Annotated in this window: 13 protein-coding genes; 6 read left to right on the top strand and 7 right to left on the bottom strand. The window is 67.9% G+C overall.

Annotated elements, in window-relative coordinates:
• The gene (locus tag NVV99_RS09680; protein WP_024102085.1) at positions 1 to 1,020 is read left to right on the top strand and encodes a MaoC family dehydratase; all 1,020 of its coding nucleotides are present in this window, start codon (positions 1 to 3) and stop codon (positions 1,018 to 1,020) included.
• A 69-nt stretch (positions 1,021 to 1,089) separates the two neighbouring features.
• Here the strand turns inward: NVV99_RS09680 and NVV99_RS09675 are convergent, their stop codons facing one another.
• From NVV99_RS09675 to NVV99_RS09660, 4 genes are all read right to left on the bottom strand, one after another.
• Positions 1,090 to 1,503, bottom strand: coding sequence for a hypothetical protein (locus tag NVV99_RS09675; RefSeq protein ID WP_024102086.1), 414 nt, complete (start codon positions 1,501 to 1,503; stop codon positions 1,090 to 1,092).
• A gap of 129 nt (positions 1,504 to 1,632) precedes the next feature.
• Positions 1,633 to 2,703, bottom strand: coding sequence for a 2-oxoacid:ferredoxin oxidoreductase subunit beta (locus NVV99_RS09670; protein WP_024102087.1), 1,071 nt, complete (start codon positions 2,701 to 2,703; stop codon positions 1,633 to 1,635).
• On the bottom strand, positions 2,700 to 4,634 hold the full coding sequence (locus NVV99_RS09665; RefSeq protein ID WP_024102088.1) for a 2-oxoacid:acceptor oxidoreductase subunit alpha: 1,935 nt from the start codon (positions 4,632 to 4,634) through the stop codon (positions 2,700 to 2,702). Before NVV99_RS09665 ends, NVV99_RS09670 begins: the two co-directional genes overlap by 4 nt.
• A 129-nt stretch (positions 4,635 to 4,763) precedes the next feature.
• Complete coding sequence (locus tag NVV99_RS09660) at positions 4,764 to 5,477, bottom strand: dienelactone hydrolase family protein (RefSeq protein ID WP_024102089.1); 714 nt, start codon at positions 5,475 to 5,477, stop codon at positions 4,764 to 4,766.
• A gap of 217 nt (positions 5,478 to 5,694) precedes the next feature.
• Between NVV99_RS09660 and NVV99_RS09655 the strand changes: the two genes are divergently transcribed.
• Positions 5,695 to 6,387, top strand: a complete 693-nt coding sequence (locus NVV99_RS09655; RefSeq protein ID WP_024102090.1) for an SDR family NAD(P)-dependent oxidoreductase — start codon at positions 5,695 to 5,697, stop codon at positions 6,385 to 6,387.
• Positions 6,388 to 6,392: 5 nt separating this feature from the next.
• Here NVV99_RS09655 and NVV99_RS09650 read toward each other — a convergent pair whose 3' ends face one another.
• Positions 6,393 to 6,686: a WhiB family transcriptional regulator gene (locus NVV99_RS09650; RefSeq protein ID WP_016692367.1), complete on the bottom strand. Its 294-nt coding sequence runs from the start codon at positions 6,684 to 6,686 to the stop codon at positions 6,393 to 6,395.
• 196 nt (positions 6,687 to 6,882) lie between these two features.
• Complete coding sequence (locus NVV99_RS09645) at positions 6,883 to 8,103, bottom strand: CaiB/BaiF CoA-transferase family protein (protein WP_024102091.1); 1,221 nt, start codon at positions 8,101 to 8,103, stop codon at positions 6,883 to 6,885.
• Positions 8,104 to 8,308: 205 nt separating this feature from the next.
• Between NVV99_RS09645 and NVV99_RS09640 the strand changes: the two genes are divergently transcribed.
• Positions 8,309 to 9,724 carry an MFS transporter gene (locus NVV99_RS09640; RefSeq protein ID WP_024102092.1) on the top strand — a complete coding sequence of 472 codons (1,416 nt, stop codon included), beginning with the start codon at positions 8,309 to 8,311 and terminating at the stop codon, positions 9,722 to 9,724.
• A 52-nt stretch (positions 9,725 to 9,776) separates the two neighbouring features.
• On the opposite strand, the gene NVV99_RS09635 is transcribed toward NVV99_RS09640, so the two are convergent.
• Complete coding sequence (locus tag NVV99_RS09635) at positions 9,777 to 10,673, bottom strand: LysR family transcriptional regulator (RefSeq protein WP_024102093.1); 897 nt, start codon at positions 10,671 to 10,673, stop codon at positions 9,777 to 9,779.
• Between the two features lie 72 nt (positions 10,674 to 10,745).
• On the opposite strand from NVV99_RS09635, the gene NVV99_RS09630 reads away from it, so the two are divergent.
• The 3 genes from NVV99_RS09630 to NVV99_RS09620 all read left to right on the top strand — a co-directional run bounded on the left by NVV99_RS09630 (position 10,746) and on the right by NVV99_RS09620 (position 13,581).
• Positions 10,746 to 11,663 (top strand): CoA transferase subunit A, encoded by a 918-nt coding sequence (locus NVV99_RS09630; RefSeq protein ID WP_006553722.1) that lies wholly within the window; start codon positions 10,746 to 10,748, stop codon positions 11,661 to 11,663.
• The gene (locus NVV99_RS09625) at positions 11,660 to 12,436 is read left to right on the top strand and encodes a 3-oxoadipate--succinyl-CoA transferase subunit B (protein ID WP_024102094.1); all 777 of its coding nucleotides are present in this window, start codon (positions 11,660 to 11,662) and stop codon (positions 12,434 to 12,436) included. The genes NVV99_RS09630 and NVV99_RS09625 overlap by 4 nt, the downstream gene beginning before the upstream one ends.
• Before the next feature lie 134 nt (positions 12,437 to 12,570).
• The gene (locus NVV99_RS09620) at positions 12,571 to 13,581 is read left to right on the top strand and encodes a DICT sensory domain-containing protein (protein ID WP_024102096.1); all 1,011 of its coding nucleotides are present in this window, start codon (positions 12,571 to 12,573) and stop codon (positions 13,579 to 13,581) included.

Here is a 13,581-nt window from a genome sequence, read left to right as displayed (position 1 = left end):
ATGACCACCTCGTACGTCGGCGGACCCTATTTCGACGAACTGACCGTCGGCCAGGTCTTCGACACCGCCCCCGCCGTGACGCTCACCGACGGCCTCGCCGCCGCGCACCAGAGCATTCTCGGTGACCGCCTGCGTCTTCCGCTCGACAAGCACCTCTCGGCCGCCGTCGCGGGTGGGCCGGTCGCGCACGCCGGTTTCGTCACCGACATCGCGATCGGGCAGTCCACGCTCGTCACGCACCACGTCAAGGCCAACCTCTTCTACCGCGGCCTGCGTTTCCGCCGCTTCCCGCACATCGGCGACACCCTCTACACCACCACCGAAGTCGTGGGACTGAAGGAGAATTCGGCGAAGCCCGGACGCAGGCCCACCGGTCTCGCGGCGTTGCGCATGAACACGGTCGATCAGGACGGCAACACCGTCCTCGATTTCTACCGCTGCGCGATGCTGCCGCTGAGGGAGAACCCCGACCCCGACCGCGTCGTGCACTCCGACGACCTCTCGGCCATCGGACCGCAGGACGAACCGCAGTGGTCCGCGCCCGCCGACTGGAATTTGGATGTCTACCGGTCGAAGGTGCCGGGCGAGCACTTCGACAAGTCCCTCGCCGGTGCCGTGCTGCAGTCCAGCGGCGATGTCGTCTCGAGCGCACCGGAACTCGCGCGCCTGAGCCTCAACATCGCGGCGACGCACCACGACGAGCGGGTCGGCGCGTCGGGTCGTCTCGTGTACGGCGGCCACACCATCGGCCTGGCCTTCTCGCAGGCGACGCGCGCGCTGCCGAATCTCGTGACGGTGCTGGGTTGGAAGGCGTGCGACCACACCGGTCCGGTGCAGGAGGGCGACACCCTCACCAGCGACCTGCACGTCGAATCCGCCGAGCCCCTCGCCGAGGGCGGTGGCGTGCTGAACCTGCGGTCGGTCGTCTACGCGCACCGCGGCGGTGCCGCGAATGGCAACCGCGGCGGTGCCGAGCCGGCGCCCGTGCTGGATTGGCGGTTCACCGCACTCATGGCCTGACAGCCCCTGCCGAAACCGACGTTGTGCGCGAAATCGTTTGGAAAATCGCGAACAATGTCGGTTTCGTCGTTATGCATCAACTCGTTTGACGAGGCGCTCGTAGCGCTGCCGGGCCGCCTGGGTGCTTCCCAGACCGAGGCCGAAAGCGATCTCCTGCCAGGTCATCCCGCGCTCCCGCGCGATGCGGAGGATCAGCGCCTCGAGTTGGTCCATCTCGGCGCGCGCCTTCGGGACGAGGCCGAGCGCGGCGATGACGTCGGCGTCGTCGACCTCGGGTTCGTCGGGGCCGGGACTGTGCACGCCGCCCGCCAGTGCCGCGACGAGACGGATGGCGCCGAGCGAGTCGAGCATCTCGGGGTGCGACTGCCTGGCCCGTTGTTCGGGAGTGCTGCCGTGCCGTTCGGCGATCCGGAACAGCCCCGCGTACTCACGATGGGCGCGTTCGCGACTCGGATCGGGTGGAGTGAAACCTTCCTCGGACATGATCCCAGGATGACGCGTGAACAAGTTGTTGTCAACAAATTGTTCACAGATGCCCGATCCGCAACGACTTCGACCATCCGCCACAGCAATTGCGGCGGCGAATAGCCAGGACGGTAGCGAATACGGGCATCAGGGCACGGTCCACGTGTTGTCGCCCCGCAGCAACTGCTGCAGGTCGGCGGTGCCGGACTCCCGCGCGGTCCGCACCCGAGCGCGCTCCGCGTCGTCGTAGGTCGTCCGCCCGACCTGCCGCGCGATCCCCGTGACGACGTAACGAAGGTCCTGGTCCGACAGCCGCGACAGCGCGTACGCGTATTCGGGGTCGTCGGTGTGCGCGTCGTGCACGACGATGTCGGCGGCGTCCACCTCGGAGCGTTGCGCCACACGCAGACCGAAACCCTTTCGGACGACGCACCGCTCGTCGTCGACGCCGAAGATGATCGGTTCGCCGTGCCGCAGCGGGATCAGGTGCGACGGCGCTTCGTCCTTGCGCAACACGTCGAACGAGCCGTCGTTGAAGATCGGGCAGTCCTGCAGGATCTCGACGAAGGCCGCACCGCGATGGTGTGCCGCCGCGCGCAGGACCTCCGTCAGTCCGGCGCGATCGGAGTCGAGAGCACGTGCGACGAAGGACGCCTCGGCGCCGAGCGCGAGCGACAGGGTGTTGAACGGCGCGTCGACCGACCCACCGGGTGAGGACTTGGTGACCTTGCCGACCTCCGAGGTCGGCGAGTACTGCCCCTTGGTCAGGCCGTAGATCCGGTTGTTGAACAACAGGATCCGCATGTTCACGTTGCGACGCAGGGCGTGGACGAGATGGTTGCCGCCGATCGACAGGGCGTCGCCGTCGCCGGTCACGACCCACACCGACAGATCCGGACGCGTCACCGCCAGACCGGTCGCGAGTGTCGGGGCGCGTCCGTGGATCGAGTGCACACCGTAGGTGTCGAGATAGTAGGGGAAGCGCGACGAGCATCCGATACCGGAGACGAACACGAGATTCTCACGCCGGACACCCAATTCGGGCAGCAGGCTGCGGACCGTCGCGAGGATGACGTAGTCGCCGCAACCCGGACACCACCGCACTTCCTGGTCGGACGTGAAGTCCTTCGCCTTCTGTGGGTCGTCCGTCCGGGGCACACCGTCGAGTGCGTCGGTGTGCGGGCGGAGTCCGAGATCGTGGCCGAGGAGTCCGGTCATGCTCGTGCCCTCTCTGCTGTCGGGTCGAGTTTCGTCGACGAGGCGACCGCGGCCGGCGTCCGGGATCGTTCGGTGTCGGCGAGTGTTCCGGCGAACTCGGCTTCGATGGCGTCGTGGAGTTCGTCGGCGCGGAACGCCATGCCGGATACCTTCGTCACCGGCTGGATGTCGGCATCGAACCGCGACCGCAGCAGGAAGGACAGCTGACCGAGGTTCATCTCCGGGACCAGCACGCGCCGGTAGCGGCCGAGCACGTCGCCGAGATTCTTCGGCATCGGCGCCAGGTGCCGGAGGTGCGCGCGGGCGACGACATGCCCCGCTCGCCGGGCGCGACGCACGGCCTCCCCGATCGGCCCGTACGACGAACCCCAGCCGAGCACGAGCACCTCGGCGTCGCCGGTGGGGTCGTCGACGTCGAGATCCGGGACGTCGATGCCGGCCACCCGCGCGACCCGCAGTCGGGTCATCAGCTCGTGGTTGGTGTGGTGGTACGAGATGTCGCCGGTGCCGTCGGCCTTCTCGAGTCCGCCGATCCGATGCTCGCGACCTGCGGTGCCGGGTGTCGCCCAGTCGCGCGCGAGGGTGTCGGCGTGGCGGGCGTAGGGCAGGTAGCCGGGATCGTCGTCACCCGGCGACGCGGCGAAGCGCGGATCGATGCGGGGCAGGTCGTCGATGTCGGGGATCCGCCACGGTTCGGATCCGTTGGCGATCGCACCGTCGGACAACAGCATGACCGGGGTGCGGTAGGTGATGGCGATGCGCGCGGCTTCGAGTGCGGCGTCGAAGCAGTCGGCGGGTGACTGCGGAGCGACGATCGCGACGGGCGATTCGCCGTTGCGGCCGAACATCGCCTGCACCAGGTCGGCCTGTTCGGTCTTCGTCGGAAGGCCCGTGGACGGTCCACCACGCTGGACGTCGACGACGATCAGCGGCAGCTCGGTCATCACCGCCAGACCGATGGCCTCGGATTGCAGGGCGATCCCCGGACCCGACGTGCTCGTGACCCCGAGCGCGCCACCGTAGGACGCGCCGATCGCAGCGCCGATACCCGCGATCTCGTCCTCGGCCTGGAAGGTGTGCACGCCGAACCGTTCGAGCCTGCTCAGTTCGTGGAGGATGTCGGAGGCCGGGGTGATCGGGTAGGTGCCGAGGAAGACGTCCATCCCCGCCGCGCGACCCGCCGCGACGAGACCGTAGGCGAGGGCGGTGTTGCCGGTGATCTGCCGATACGTGCCGGGTGGCAGTGCCGCGCGGGCCACCTCGTAGGTTGCGGCGAACGTCTCGGTGGTCTCCCCGTAGTTCCAGCCGGCGCGCAGGGCGAGGACGTTCGCGTGCGCGATGTCGGGCTTCGACGCGAACTTGCGCTCGAGGAACGTCTCGACCGGCGCGATCGGCCTCCCGTACATCCACGACAGGAGACCGAGCGCGAACATGTTCTTCGAGCGCTGCGCATCCTTCTTGCCGACGCCGGCGGGTTCGACGGCTCCAGCGGTGAGCGTGCTCATCGGCAGGGCGTGGACGGTCAGGTACTCCACCGCGTCGGTGCCGAGCGGATCGGCGTCGTAGCCCGCCTTGCTCAGGTTCCGTTTGGTGAACTCGTCGCTGTTCACGATGACGGTGCCGCCTCGGGGCAGGTCGCCGACGTTGGCCTTGAAGGCCGCCGGGTTCATCGCGACCAGCACGTCGGGCCGGTCGCCGGCGGTGAGGATGTCGTGGTCGGCGATCTGGATCTGGAAGCTCGAGACCCCGGGAAGAGTGCCCTGAGGTGCGCGGATCTCGGCGGGGAAGTTGGGTTGTGTGGCAAGGTCGTTGCCGAAGGCCGCCGCCTCGGCGGTGAACCTGTCACCGGCGAGTTGCATGCCGTCGCCGGAGTCGCCGGCGATGCGGATGACGACCTGTTCGAGTTTCGCGCTCGACGCCATGCGCTCCATCGTGGCCCTCACGCGCGCATGTGCAACCGTTTCTCCCGAAAATTCTGCTCATCCGCTACAAGATCGGCTTTCCGCTACAGCAATTGCCGGCAATCACCGCAGCGGAAAGCCAACTTTGTAGCGAACGCGTCAGGAGCGGACGGTGTCGCCGACGAAGCTCAACGCCTGTGGCCACGACACGGCGTAGGCGTCGGCGTTGACGGGATTGCCGTGCCGGTCGCGGGAGGAGAAACCGTGTTCGGCGCCCGGGTAGACATGGGTGATGGTCGCGCCGGTCTCGCGCTGTTGCAGCGTCGCCTGCAGGTTCGCGAAGGTCTCGGCGCTCATGATCGTGTCGGCGCCGGCGTGCAGCACCATGACGGGTGCAGCGACGCGACCTGCCTGTTCGACGGCGTCGATCGTGTGGTTCGGGGCGGGCGGCACCGCGATCGACGGGTGGTAGGCCACGACGTTCGCGACCCGCGTGTCGCGGGCGCCGAGGATCAGGGCGAGGCGTCCGCCGAGGCACCATCCGATCACGCCGACCTTCTCCAGGCGCAGCTCACCGAAAGCATGGTCGAGCAGGGTCGCCATCTCCGCGACGCACTTCTCGTCGTCGAGGCCCCGCATCAACTCCACGAGTTCCTCGCGCGAGGTGTCGTCGGCGCTCGGTCCGTGCCAGGGATCCCAGACGAGCGCGGTCACACCGGTTCCGGCGATGTCGTGCGCGTACTCGCGGACCTGGGCGTCGATGCCGGTGATCATGGGCAGCAGCAGCATTCCTCCGGTGGCACCGCCGAGCGGCCTGGCCAGATAGGCGCGCAGACCTGCGATGTGAACGAATTCTGCCTCGATGTCGGTCATCGACCGTCCTTCCACTTTGCGTCGTTGATTCGTCATGATCTTCGTACGAAGTCGTTCAGCGGGTAGCACATCCACCCGTCACTGCAGCTCAGGGGCCGTCCGTCCCACCCACCGAAAAAAATGAGAGCATCATTTCCATTTTGCGGTATCGTTCCTCTCAAGCACCGACGTACGGTCGGAGCACGGCAGACGGCTCGCTCGAAAGGGATACAGGCAGATGGCTCGCACCGTATTGGTCAGTGGTGGCACCGGCGGCCTCGGCAGCGCCGTGACGAAACATCTCCTCGACACCGGATGGCGGGTCGTGGTGCCGTGGCTGGTCCGTGACGAGCTCGAGCGCGTGGGCATGCATCCGAACCTCCAACTCGTCCAGGCCGACGTCTCCGACGAGCAGCAGCTCGAGGACGCCCTGAACCTGGCGTGCGACGATCCCGACGCTCCCCTGTTCGGCGTCGTCAACCTCGTCGGCGGCTTCGCCTCGGGACCGCGGGTGCACGAAACCCCGATCGAGGTCCTCGACTCCCAGCTCGATCTCAACCTGCGCACCGCCTATTCCGTCAGCCAGGCGGCGCTGCCCCACCTGATCCGCCGCGGCGGTGGATCGATCGTCTGCATCTCCACCGCCGCGACGCTCAACCCCTTCCCGGGCGGCGCCCCCTACATCGCTTCCAAGGCTGCGGTGTCGGCGCTGGTCGAGACGATGGCGCTCGAGTACCGCGACGACCACATCCGCGTCAACGCGCTGCTGCCCGTCGTCATCGACACCCCGGCCAACCGCGCCGCGATGCCCGACGCCGACACGAGCCGCTGGTCGAAGCCGGCCGACATCGCGAAGGTCATCGAGTTCCTGATCTCCGATGCGGGCGCCTCCGTCACCGGTGGTCTGATCCCCGTCACCAATGTCGACTGACAGCGTCAGACCGACTGGAGGCGACCGAGTTTCATCGCACGTTCGAAGGCTCGCCGTTCGGCGTAGTTCATGCCGCCCCACACGCCGTGCGTCTCTCCGGTGCGCACGGCGTGCGCTCGGCACGCGTCGATCACCGGACAGGAGCGACAGACCTCCTTCGCCTGCCGCTCGGCCCGGAGCACCGCACCACGGCCGTCCTCGGGCTGAGGGAAGAACATCGACGTGTCCACCCCGCGGCACCGCGCCGCGACCACCCAGTCACGGTCGCCGGATCCGTACATCGCCGCCTCCTTGCCCATCGGGTCATCGCGACCCGCACTCGTCGAACGAGTGTTTGTACGGCCATTTTTCGGTACCCGGCGGGGATCGTCAATCGTTGAGCAGCGCGGATCCATCAGAATCGACGATGCCAGTCGCTTCGGATACCTATAAGCACCGGACGCTATGGCCGCACATTTGGCGAGCGGGCGAGGCCGAGCGGACCAGCGGGGCGGATCAGCCGACGATGCCGGCCTTCTTCAGACCCGCGATCTGCTCGTCGGTGAGCCCGAGATCGGCGAGCACCGTGTCGGTGTGCTGACCGAGCCCCGGCACCGCGCCCATCGGCAGTTCGACGTCGCGGAAGTTCATCGGCGGCAGGATGCCGCGCACCGGACCCGCCTCGGTCTGCACCTCACGCCAGCGGTCGCGCGTCGCGAGCTGGGGGTGTTCGATGAGCCCGCGTAGATCCCGCAGCTGCGCGGCCGGCACACCGGCGTCGGCGAGCTTCTCGTCGAGCTCCGCGCTCGTGAACTGCTTGGTGGCCTGCCCGACCAGCGCATCGACCTCCTCGCGGCGACGCACCCGCTCGAGATTGGTGGCGTAACGCGGATCGTCGCCCAGTTCGGGCATGCCGAGCACATCGGTGAGCGTGCGCCAGCCCCGGTCGTTCTGCACGCCGATGAGGATCTCGCCGTCCGAGGTGGGGTACTTGTCGTACGGCGCGATCGAGGTGTGCGACAGACCCATCCGTGGCACCTGGCGTCCCTGGTACATCTGCAGGTACATCGGATAACCGAGCCATTCGGCGGTCGCGTCGAACATCGACACGTCGATCGTCGCGCCGACGCCCGTGCGGTGCCGGCGCAACAGCGCCGCCTGGATGGAGGTGAGCGCATACATGCCCGCGGCGATGTCCGAGGTGGGGATGCCCGTCTTCACCGCAGTCTCGGGCGTGCCGGTGATCGAGCACAGGCCGGTCTCGGACTGCACGAGCATGTCGTAGGCCTTGCGGTCGCGCATCGGTCCGTCGGTGCCGTAACCGGACATGTTGACCACCACCAGTTCCGGGTGGTCGGCACGCAGGTCGTCGGCACCGAGTCCGAGACGCTCCACCGCGCCGGGAGCGAGATTCTGCAAGAAGACGTCCGCACCGCGGATCAGCGCCTTCACCGCATCGATGCCCTCGGGAGCCTTGAGATCCACCGCGAACGATTCCTTGCCGCGGTTGAGCCAGACGAAGTGTGCGGCCAGGCCGTGCACGGCACCGTCGTAGGCGCGCGCGAAGTCGCCGTCGCCGACGCGTTCGACCTTGACGACACGGGCTCCGAGGTCTGCGAGATGGCGCGTCGCGAGGGGCGCGGCGACCGCCTGCTCGAGGCTCACCACAGTGATGCCCTCCAGCGGCAGGCCGGCAGAAACCTCCACCTCGGTCCGATCGGTTCGGTCGCTCGTCACCTGATGTCCTTTCGCGTTCGCGGTTCCCCCATCCGGCGTCGCTGCATGTCTACCAGGACGAACACGGACTCCCCAGTAATACCTCTGCGGTATCGATTCGGGTCCTATTGGGTATTGGACTGGAAATCCGAGCCCTGCCACTCTCTGTTGAGACGCAGACCACATTCCACCCGCCTCGTCCGGGGGCGTAGCAGACGGAGGGCGCATGAGTTCGTCCACACCCACCGATCAGGAGATCGCGAGGAAGGCCCGCAAGGCCGGTATCGCCTCCTTCATCGGCACCACCATCGAGTGGTACGACTTCTACATCTACGGCACGGCCGCCGCGCTGGTGTTCGGCCAGGTCTTCTTCTCGGACGAACTCTCGAGCGGTGTCGCGACCCTCCTCGCGTTCGTCACCCTCTGGGCCGGCTTCCTCGCCCGCCCACTCGGTGGCGTCATCTTCGGCCATCTCGGAGACCGCCTCGGACGCAAGAACACCCTCGTCATCACGCTCGTCATGATGGGCATCGCGACGGTGGGCATCGGTTTGCTCCCCACCTACGCGCAGATCGGAATGTGGGCGCCGGTCCTGCTGGTCTTCCTGCGCATCGTGCAGGGCGTCGCGGTCGGCGGCGAATGGGGCGGCGCCGTCCTCATCGCCAGCGAGAACGCCCCGAAGGGCAAGGGAATCCTGTATTCGGCGTTCGCGCAGCAGGGTTCGCCCGCCGGCAACCTGCTGTCGACGATGGCCTTCTTCTTCCTCGCAGCGCTGCCCACCCCGCAGTTCATGATGTGGGGCTGGCGCATCCCGTTCCTGCTGTCGGGCGTGCTGGTCGTCATAGGCATGGTGATCCGCCTCAAGCTCGAGGAATCGGACGCGATGAAAGCCGTTCTGGCACGCAAGAAGACCGTCAAGCTCCCGATCAAGGAAGTGCTGCGCAAGCACTGGGTCCTGGTCCTGCTCGGCGCCGGTGCACTGCCCCTCGCCCAGGTGACCTATTTCAAGAACACCTTCGCGCTGTCGTGGGCGACGAGCGAACTCGGTTACGAGCGCGGCACCTTCCTCGCGATCATCGCCATCGCCCTCGTCGTGCAGTTCATCGTGCAGCCGTTCGGTGCCGTGCTGGTGTCGAAAATCGACATGCGCAGGGCCATGCTCCTGATGATCGTCCCGGAGCTGTTCCTCATGCCGGCGATGTTCTTCGCGATCCGCACCGAGACCTTCGCGGTCGCCGTGATCGGTATGTGCCTCGCGACGATTCCGCACTCGATGTTCTACGGCGCGATCGCCGGCATCCTGGCCCGCGCCTTCCCGGCAAACATCCGGTACTCGGGCCTGTCGCTCGCCTACCAGCTGTGCTCGCTGATCGTCGGTGGTGGCACCCCGGTTCTCGCCCAGTACCTGCTCAACTCGTCCGGTGACGTCACCGGCGTGGCCATCGCGGCGGCCTGCTACGCAGCGGTTTCCCTCGTGTGCACCCTGGCACTGCTCGAGCGCACCGGATACGACCCGAAGGCACCCTCGGTCGCCGAGAAGTCCGACGCCGACGAACTCGCCCTCGAGCAGTCGGAGGCGGCCGAGCACGACCGCCGTACTCCGGGAACCGACGACACCCCACGAGATCGCGTCCATGCCTAGGACGGATCGCTCGCACTCGGGGCCGGCCGGCGCAGTCGCCGGCCGGCCCCGGTCAATCCGGAGTCGGCAGCGCTTCCTCGGAGAGGCGGAGAACCTCCCGCAGCGCGGCACTGTCGTCGTCCTCCCGCCACACGAGCCGCACGTCGAGCGGCTCGGGATGATCTGCGAGAGGAACGAACACGACCTCGGGGTTGATGACGTTCGCTGCGACCGACGAGACCGTCATCGAACATCCCACCCCGGCCGAGACCAGGGCGATCAGCGACAGCGAATCCGGGGCGCTCTGAACGATTCTGGGCGTGAATCCGACGTCGTGGGCGATACGGAGCAACAGCTCGCGCAGCATCGATCCGGGTTCGGCGGGCAGCATCACCCACGCCTCGTGCGCGAGGTCCTCGAGCCGGACCTGCTCACGGTCGGCGAGCGGGTGCTCCTTGGGCAGCGCCACGACGAGGTTCTCTCGGGCCACGACGCGCGACGCGATCCCCGGTGGGAAGAACAACAGGCGCACGATGCCGATGTCGAGCTTGCCCGCGGCCAGCTTGTTGAGCGCCTCGCTCGCGTACGCCGAACTGTCGAGCACGAATTCGATACCGGGATGAGTGCGCCGCACGAGCTTCGCCCACCGGCCCACGAGATAGTGCGAGGACGAACCGGCGAAACCGATACGGACCCTGCCGGTCTGGCCCGACCCCGCGGCGGTCACCGCCATCTCGGCCAGCCGGCAGGCGTCGAGGATGTTCCGGGCCGGCTCCACGAGCGCGCGACCGCTCTCCGTCAACCGCACGCTGCGGGTGTTGCGTTCGAAGAGTTCGGCTCCGAGTTCTTTCTCGAGCCTGCGGATCGTGCGGCTGAGCGGCGGCTGGGCCATGTGCAGCCGCTGCGCCGCGCGACCGAAATGCAGTTCCTCCGCCACCGCCAGGAACGCCTTCACCTGCTGGATCTCCACCCGTCGATTATTGCGCCTGCGGGCGCCTGATATCCGACACCGAATTACCGACCACACGGAGGACGACCGGGTATGCCGGACAAACTCATGACCCTGCGCGAGGCGATCGCCACCTATGTCGAGGACGGCATGACCGTTGCCCTCGAGGGTTTCTCGCACCTCATCCCGTTCGCCGCGGCGCACGAGATCATCCGGCAGGGCAGGCGCGACCTGACGTTGTGCCGCATGACCCCCGACATCATCTCCGATCAGCTCATCGCCGCCGACTGCGTGTCGAAGCTCGTCGCCTCGTTTTTCGCCAGCGGCTCGGCCGGGTCGCTGTACGAGATCCGCCGGCGCATCGAGAGCCACGACCCCGTCGCACTCGAGGTCGAGGAGTACAGCCACTACGGCATGGTCTGCCGCTACCAGGCCGGCGCGGCCGGGCTGCCCTTCTTCCCGCTGCGCTCGTATGCCGGCAGCGACCTGCCGAAGATCAACCCGAACATCCGGCTCGTCGAGGATCCCTTCAGCGGCGGCAGCGTCTACGTCGTGCCTCCGCTGAACCCGGACGTGACGATCATCCACGCGCAGCGCGCCGACCGCTCCGGCAACGTCCAGATCTGGGGCATCGCCGGTGTGCAGCAGGAAGCGGTCTACGCTGCGAAGAAGGCCATCGTGGTGGTCGAAGAGATCGTCGACGACGACGTGATCCGCTCCGATCCCAGCCGCACCCTCGTCCCCTCGCACGCGGTGGACGCGGTGGTGCTGAGCCCGCGCGGAGCGCACCCCTCCTACGCGCAGGGTTACTACGACCGCGACTGCGCGTTCTACCGCCGATGGACCGCGATCAGCAAGGACCCCCAGCAACTGCGCACCTGGTTGAAGGAATGGGTCCTCACCACCGCCGATCACGCCGAATACCTCGAGAAACTGGGCGAAGAGTACTGGGCCGACCTCGAGGTCGCGCCGCGCCCCTCCGGGACCGTCGACTACGGGAGCCGAAAGTGACCACCGCCGAAACCTTCTCCACCACCGAACTGATCGTCTCCGTCGCCGCGCGGGCCCTGGCCGGCAAGGCCCGGGTCTTCGCCGGGGTGGGTCTGCCCACCCTCGCCGTCGACCTCGCCGCCCGCACGTCGAACCCCGACGTCGAGCTGATCTACGAATCCGGGGTCTGTGGTGCGCACCCCGAGGCGATGGCCGAGGGCATCGCCGACTCCGTCGTGGTCTCCGGCGCCGAATCCGTGGTGTCCATGGCGTCGCTGTTCGGGTATGTGCTCCAAGGCGGCAACGTCGACGTCGGGTTCCTCGGGGCGGCGCAGATCGACCGCGACGGCAGCCTCAACACCAGCATCATCGGCGACTGGGACAAGCCCACCGTGCGCCTGCCCGGCGGCGGCGGAGCCGTCGAGATCATGCCCAACGCCGGCGAGGTGTTCGTGATCATGCGACGCCACGATCCGAGTGCCTTCCCCGCCGAACTGGACTTCTGCACGACCCCGAGCCCGGTGCGCGCCCGTGAGGCGGGCGTCGGCATCATGCCCCGCGGCCGCGGGGTGACGAAGGTGTTCACCAGTCTGGGCGTGCTGTCGCGGCAAGATTCCTTCGACGAACTCGAACTGACCAGCATCCACCGCGGTGTCACCGTCGACCAGGTCCGCGCCGCCACCGGCTGGGATCTGAAGGTCTCCGACGAGCTGACGCTGACCGAGGATCCCACCGCCGAGGAGATCGACCTGCTGCGCAACGAGATCGACAAGGTCCGCCTGTATCTGCGGTGATCCCGTCGACGTGACCGACGTGGCGGCTGGCAGGATGTCCGCAACGGACGACGCCCCGGATCCTGCGAGCCTGCGCGCGTCCGGCGTGATGCTCGGCGGACGGACCGCCGCGTGATGCGGGAAGGCGGCACGTCATGCACGCGAGCACGATCCACGACCTCGTGGACGACACGGTCGTCGCGGCTGTGATGCCGTTGACCGACCTCGCGCACAGGCCGGTGGCCGGACGCGATGCCGTCGCACTGGTCGACGAGCACGAGGTGTTCGCCGATCCCCCGACGGTCCTGCACCGGATCGCCGCTGTGCGCGAGCGCGGATTCGCCGTGGCGGTACGCATCGCGGAATCGGCGTCCCGCGCCACGGTCGTCCTGGCTCTGGTCGAGCCGGAGGTGGTCGTCGTACCGGCCGAGGCGCTCGTCGCATCCGACCTGCGGGCCGCCACTACCCTGCTGTCGTTGCGGGCCCACTGCGAGCGCACGAACTCCGTCGTTCTCGCCGAGGGCGTCGACTCCGACCTTCATCGCGAGGCGGCCCTCGCCCACGGTATCGATTTCGGTTGCGGTACAGCACTACACGTTGCGGAGGGTGAAGCCGGCCCTTCGTCGCCGCGCGGAGGGTTGTTCCGTGAACCCACCTGGAGTGCGCCGCTCGACGACGCGACCGCCGCGCCCTTCCGCATCCTGTCTGCCGGTCGGGAACGCGTGCGGAGCGGCAAGGGTCTGCTCGTGTCCATGAGCGCCGACCTCGAGGCGCGAGCCGGGGAGGCCGGACCCGACACGATCGCCCTCGGCACCTTCCAGCACCACGACCACTTCACCGGGGCCGCACGCAGACGATGGCTGTCGATGGCCGACACCCTCGCGCACGTCGCGGTCTTCGCGGTCGGGTTCGGCACGAGCACCTCGGGCCCGGACCTCGTCCCGATCGAGCCGCACGATCCCCTCGTCGACGAGTGGAACGTCATCCTCCTGGGAGAGTCGTTCGCGTGCGCGCTCTCTGCCCTCGACCTGCACCGTCGAACGGCCGGCGGCGAGCGGGAGTTCGAGTACGTCGTCTCCTACGACCGGGAGTCCGTCGCCCGCGCGGCGCGCGCGACCCTGTCCCGTCCCCGACCGGTCCCCTTGGAGGTCCCACCCTCGTCCTGA

Origin of the sequence: Rhodococcus sp. PAE-6, from assembly GCF_025290685.1 — a bacterium.
Taxonomy (GTDB): domain Bacteria; phylum Actinomycetota; class Actinomycetes; order Mycobacteriales; family Mycobacteriaceae; genus Rhodococcus; species Rhodococcus pyridinivorans.
The sequence above is the reverse complement of the archived record's forward strand: the minus strand, read 5'-3'. Positions and strand labels throughout refer to the sequence as shown.

Excerpts from the sequence above, each read along its gene's own strand:
- NVV99_RS09670 (WP_024102087.1), bottom strand. The coding sequence starts at position 2,703 with ATGACCGGACTCCTCGGCCACGATCTCGGACTCCGCCCGCACACCGAC.
- NVV99_RS09640 (WP_024102092.1), top strand. The coding sequence starts at position 8,309 with ATGAGTTCGTCCACACCCACCGATCAGGAGATCGCGAGGAAGGCCCGC.
- NVV99_RS09655 (WP_024102090.1), top strand. The coding sequence starts at position 5,695 with ATGGCTCGCACCGTATTGGTCAGTGGTGGCACCGGCGGCCTCGGCAGC.
- NVV99_RS09680 (WP_024102085.1), top strand. The coding sequence starts at position 1 with ATGACCACCTCGTACGTCGGCGGACCCTATTTCGACGAACTGACCGTC.
- NVV99_RS09630 (WP_006553722.1), top strand. The coding sequence starts at position 10,746 with ATGCCGGACAAACTCATGACCCTGCGCGAGGCGATCGCCACCTATGTC.
- NVV99_RS09620 (WP_024102096.1), top strand. The coding sequence starts at position 12,571 with ATGCACGCGAGCACGATCCACGACCTCGTGGACGACACGGTCGTCGCG.
- NVV99_RS09675 (WP_024102086.1), bottom strand. The coding sequence starts at position 1,503 with ATGTCCGAGGAAGGTTTCACTCCACCCGATCCGAGTCGCGAACGCGCC.
- NVV99_RS09660 (WP_024102089.1), bottom strand. The coding sequence starts at position 5,477 with ATGACCGACATCGAGGCAGAATTCGTTCACATCGCAGGTCTGCGCGCC.
- NVV99_RS09665 (WP_024102088.1), bottom strand. The coding sequence starts at position 4,634 with ATGGAGCGCATGGCGTCGAGCGCGAAACTCGAACAGGTCGTCATCCGC.
- NVV99_RS09650 (WP_016692367.1), bottom strand. The coding sequence starts at position 6,686 with ATGGGCAAGGAGGCGGCGATGTACGGATCCGGCGACCGTGACTGGGTG.